Annotated in this window: 6 protein-coding genes; 2 read left to right on the forward strand and 4 right to left on the reverse strand. The window is 58.9% G+C overall.

Annotated features, from left to right (window positions below):
* Both VGU61_RS11905 and VGU61_RS11910 read right to left on the reverse strand, forming a co-directional pair.
* Positions 1 to 158, reverse strand: a 158-nt coding sequence (locus tag VGU61_RS11905) for a prolipoprotein diacylglyceryl transferase family protein (RefSeq protein WP_326859348.1), incomplete at its 3' end; no start/stop codon positions are given.
* Positions 159 to 1,052: a LysR substrate-binding domain-containing protein gene (locus VGU61_RS11910; RefSeq protein WP_326859343.1), complete on the reverse strand. Its 894-nt coding sequence runs from the start codon at positions 1,050 to 1,052 to the stop codon at positions 159 to 161.
* 106 nt (positions 1,053 to 1,158) lie between these two features.
* Between VGU61_RS11910 and ilvD the strand changes: the two genes are divergently transcribed.
* Positions 1,159 to 2,832, forward strand: coding sequence for a dihydroxy-acid dehydratase (gene ilvD / locus VGU61_RS11915; protein ID WP_326859344.1), 1,674 nt, complete (start codon positions 1,159 to 1,161; stop codon positions 2,830 to 2,832).
* 65 nt (positions 2,833 to 2,897) lie between these two features.
* Here the strand turns inward: ilvD and VGU61_RS11920 are convergent, their stop codons facing one another.
* The gene (locus VGU61_RS11920; RefSeq protein ID WP_326859345.1) at positions 2,898 to 3,116 is read right to left on the reverse strand and encodes a TIGR04438 family Trp-rich protein; all 219 of its coding nucleotides are present in this window, start codon (positions 3,114 to 3,116) and stop codon (positions 2,898 to 2,900) included.
* Positions 3,117 to 3,270: 154 nt separating this feature from the next.
* Between VGU61_RS11920 and VGU61_RS11925 the strand changes: the two genes are divergently transcribed.
* Positions 3,271 to 3,579: a c-type cytochrome gene (locus tag VGU61_RS11925; protein WP_326859346.1), complete on the forward strand. Its 309-nt coding sequence runs from the start codon at positions 3,271 to 3,273 to the stop codon at positions 3,577 to 3,579.
* A 187-nt stretch (positions 3,580 to 3,766) separates the two neighbouring features.
* Here VGU61_RS11925 and VGU61_RS11930 read toward each other — a convergent pair whose 3' ends face one another.
* Positions 3,767 to 4,912 carry a branched-chain amino acid ABC transporter substrate-binding protein gene (locus VGU61_RS11930; protein WP_326859347.1) on the reverse strand — a complete coding sequence of 382 codons (1,146 nt, stop codon included), beginning with the start codon at positions 4,910 to 4,912 and terminating at the stop codon, positions 3,767 to 3,769.

Raw genomic sequence — 4,912 nt, forward strand, 5'->3', positions numbered from 1 at the left:
TTCTTCCATCCGGCTGCCGCGATATGGGGCTGCCGCACCCGTATCCGGCCAAGCAGGAGAAACTGGACGAACGCCACAAGGTACATCAGGCCATACCAATGCACGGACAGGGGGCCGAGCGAAATCGCGACGGGGTCGGGAAGCGGGTGGATCAGCATCTATTTCCTTCTTAGTAGTTCAAGAAACGTGCGCAGCACGGGCGACGCATTATCGCGTCGCCATGCCAGGCCGGTTTCGAACGGCAAGGTTTTATTGTTCAAATTCCGGTATTCGACACCCGGGCGTTTCAAATTCGACACCGATTGTGGCACAAGAGCAATGCCCATGCCGGCAGAGACGAGTCCGACGATAGTCTGCATTTGTATCGCCTCCTGCCCTATGCGCGGTGTCAAGCCAGCATCCCGGAAGCAACCGAGGATCGAATCATGAAAAGCCGGTGCGATCCGACGGGGGAAAATGATCAGTGGCATGTCGGCTACCATTTTCAGCCCTACCGCCTTCCTTTCCTGCACCGCTTTCAATCCATGGGGTGCCGCCAGGATGAGCGGTTCCGACAGCAGGGTCATGTAGTCGAGTTCCGATTTCGCCTTTTCCGGCAGCGGCGGGATCAGCAGGCCGGCATCGATCCGGCCTTGCAGCAGATCATCGAGCTGGATATCGGTGGTTGCTTCGCGCAGGTTGATCTGTACCTGGGGATGGTGCTCGCGAAACTCCCTAAGCAGCGGCGGCAGCAGGCTGTAGTCGGCGGTCGATACGAAGGACAGGGACAGCAGGCCCGATTCGCCGGAGGCAGCCCGGCGGGCAAGGTCGGGCAGGGCGGTTGCCTGCTGCAGGATGCGCCGTGCTTCGGGCAGCAGGGCGGCGCCGGCGGGTGTCAACGATACGCTGCGCTTGGTGCGGGCGAACAGCGGCACGCCGAGCGTCGCTTCCAGTGCCTGAATGGTTTGTGACAGTGGCGGCTGCGTCATATGTAGCCTGGCGGCTGCCCTGCCGAAATGATTTTCCTCGGCAACGGCAATGAAATAGCGGAGCTGGCGCAGTTCAATATTCATAAGCTCATATATACGCATTTCATATTAATGAGGAATGAATCATATATTTGACACATGGCTTCAGGCAAGGCACCCTAGCGCCTTTCATGCACATCCCGGAGATATCATGGCCTTCAATCGCCGCTCGAAAAATATCACGCAGGGCGTTGCCCGCAGCCCGAACCGCTCGATGTATTACGCGATGGGATACAAGAAGGAAGACTTCGACAAGCCGATGATCGGTATCGCCAACGGCCATTCGACCATCACACCTTGCAACTCCGGCCTGCAGAAACTGGCGGATGTCGCCATCACCGCGGTCAAGGAAGCCGGCGCCAACCCGCAGGTATTCGGCACACCGACGATTTCCGACGGCATGTCCATGGGTACGGAAGGCATGAAGTTTTCGCTGATCTCGCGCGAGGTCATTGCCGACTGTATCGAGACGGCCGTGAACGGACAGTGGATGGACGGCTGCGTCGTCATCGGCGGCTGCGACAAGAACATGCCTGGCGGAATGATCGCAATGGCACGCACCAACGTGCCGAGCATCTATGTCTATGGCGGCACCATCCGTCCCGGAAACTGGAAGGGCAAGGATCTGACCATCGTGTCGTCGTTCGAGGCGGTGGGGGAATTCACCGCCGGACGCATGTCGCAGGAAGACTTCGAGGGCGTCGAACAGAATGCCTGTCCGTCATCCGGCTCCTGCGGAGGCATGTACACCGCCAACACCATGTCGTCGTCGTTCGAGGCGCTCGGCATGTCGCTCATGTATTCGTCGACCATGGCCAACCCGGACGATGAAAAAGTGGGTTCCGCCGCCGAATCGGCCCGGGTGCTGGTGGAAGCCGTCAAGCGCGACCTCAAGCCACGCGACATCATTACCCGCAAGTCGATCGAGAATGCGGTGGCGGTGATCATGGCAACCGGCGGCTCGACCAACGCGGTGCTGCATTACCTCGCAATCGCCCATGCCGCGGAAGTGGAATGGACCATTGACGATTTCGAGCGGATCCGCAAGAAGGTTCCGGTCATCTGCAACCTGAAACCGTCCGGCCAGTACGTCGCAACGGATCTGCACAAGGCGGGCGGTATTCCGCAGGTCATGAAGATCCTGCTCAACGCCGGCCTGCTGCACGGCGATTGCATCACCATCACCGGACGCACGATGGCCGAGGAACTCGCCGACGTACCTGATCAGCCCCGTGCCGATCAGGACGTCATCATGCCGATCGAAAAGGCGCTGTACGAACAAGGCCACCTCGCCATCCTCAAGGGCAATCTGTCGCCGGAAGGCTGCGTCGCGAAGATTACCGGCTTGAAGAATCCGGTCATCACCGGTCCGGCGCGGGTGTTTGAAGACGAATACTCGGCGATGGACGCAATCCTCGCGGACAAGATCAATGCGGGCGACGTGCTGGTGCTGCGCTATCTCGGTCCAAAAGGCGCTCCTGGCATGCCGGAGATGCTCGCTCCGACGTCCGCCATCATCGGCAAGGGGTTGGGTGAGTCGGTCGGTTTGATCACCGACGGACGATTCTCCGGCGGTACTTGGGGAATGGTGGTCGGCCATGTCGCGCCGGAGGCATTCGCGGGAGGCACGATCGCCCTGGTGCAGGAAGGCGACAGCATCACCATCGACGCGCGTCAACTGCTGATCCAGCTGAACGTGCCCGAAGAGGAAATCGCTCGCCGTCGCGCCGCATGGAAAGCACCGACGCCTCGCTACACCCGCGGTGTGCTGGCGAAGTTTGCTGCACTCGCATCTTCCGCCAGCAAGGGAGCAGTCACCGACTGATTTGCGCCGGTTGGCCCGAATGAAAAAGGCCGGAGAATTTCTCCGGCCTTTTATTTTTTGTCGTCTTATTTTTGGAACGTTTTCTTGACCCGTTCCTTGCGGGCTTTCTCCAACTGCTCGTCTGCCTGCCGCTTGTCGAAGCCGAACATCTTTTCGAGAAACTCGAACCAGATGAATGCGACGGCGAACAAGCCGATAATCCACCACCACGACAATTCAGCAAATGGTCCAACCTCGAAATAACGAAGCGCGGCCAATGCAACAATGATAATAATGAGCGGCATTACAACTCCCTTGGATCAACTTGTTGTGAAAGAATGTAACGGTTGGGCCACGCTGTCAACGCTTTCTGATGCGATGTAGTTATGGAAGGGCAGGCTGCCGTTGTCCGTCAGGCAAAACACGGTAGAATCATGCATCAACATTTTGGAGAAATTAATGAATCGTTCCTTGTTGTTGTGTTTGGCAGTTGGAGTGCTGGCGTCCAATGCCGCGATGGCAAGCCCCGAACTGGCGAAGGCAAAAAACTGCATGGCCTGCCACGCCGTTGGCAGCAAAGTCGTCGGCCCTTCCTTCAAGGATGTGGCGGCGAAGTATGCGGGACAGAAGGATGCTGAAGACAAGCTGACGCAGAAAGTGCTGAAGGGTGGCGCCGGCGTCTGGGGATCGGTACCAATGCCGGCGAACGCGCAGGTCAGTGATGCTGAAGCGCGCACTCTGGTGAAATGGATCATGGCCCAGAAGTAGGCATAAGCCAAACTCGTAATTGAAAAGCGCTCCACGGAGCGCTTTGTTTTTGGGCACTCGCTTTTGGTTTGCGACGAAGTGCGATTGATCGTTTTAACTTGCGCCTCGTCGCGGGCACAAACGAAAACGCCCCGGCGGAAGCCGGGGCGCGGTCGTTGCTATTGCAGTAGTTGCTGGTGTGGGAGGCTTACTTGACCACTTCCAGCTGCTGGCGGTTGCCACCCTTGTAGGTGTACAGCGTCAGCGTGGCGTTCTTGATGTCGCCCTTGTTGTCAAACACGATCGGACCGGTCACGCCCTGGTAGTTGATCTTCTGCAGCACCGGCAGGTACTTCGCCGGATCGCTCGAATTGGCCTTCTGCATCGCCTCAGCCATCACCATCACCGAGTCGTACACGTACGGCGCATAGATCTGCACTTCGGTATTGAACTTCTTCTTGAACGCCGCACGGAAGTCTTCCATGCCCTTCCGTTGCGCTTCCACCACGCCGCCTGCCTCGGCGCAGATGACCTGGTTGTCGCCAATGGCGTCGCCGGCGAGCTTGGCCAGCGCTTCGGTGCAGATGCCGTCACCGCCCATGAACTTGGCATTGATGCCCAGCGCCTTCATCTGGCGCAGCATCGGACCGGCTACCGCATCCATGCCGCCAAAGAACACCACGTCCGGGTTCTTGGCCTTGATGGCCGTCAGAATGGCGTTGAAGTCGGTGGCCTTGTCGTTGGTGTACTGCTGCGCCACCACCTGCACGCCCTTGCTCTTGGCGCCCTTGACGAACTCTTCGGCTACCCCCTGGCCATAGGCGGTACGGTCATCGATGACCGCCACTTTCTTGGCTTTGAGTTGCTCTGCCGCATAGCGGCCCAGGGTGCCGCCGAGCTGGCCGTCATTGGCCACGACGCGGAAAGCGCTCTTGTAGCCTTGCTGGGTGTACTTGGGATTGGTGGCCGAGGGCGAGATCTGCGGGATGCCGGCATCGTGATAGATCTTCGAGGCCGGGATGGTGGTGCCGGAATTGAGGTGGCCGATGACGCCCTGGACCTTGGCATCGACGAGCTTCTGTGCGGCGGCGGTGCCCTGTTTCGGGTCGGCGGCATCGTCTTCTGCCAGCAGTTCGAACTTGACCTTTTTGCCGCCGATGGTCACGCCCTTGGCATTCAATTCATCGATGGCCATGCGCGCACCGTTTTCATTGTCCTTGCCCAGGTGGGCGATCGAGCCGGAGATCGGGCCGACGTGGCCGATGCGCACGACCTGTTCCTGTGCCGATGCGGCACCTGCCAGTGCAAATGCAATCGCGCCTGCCAATGGAATCATTTTTGTCTTGAACTGCAT

This window comes from Noviherbaspirillum sp. (assembly GCF_035944575.1).
GTDB lineage: Bacteria > Pseudomonadota > Gammaproteobacteria > Burkholderiales > Burkholderiaceae_D > Noviherbaspirillum.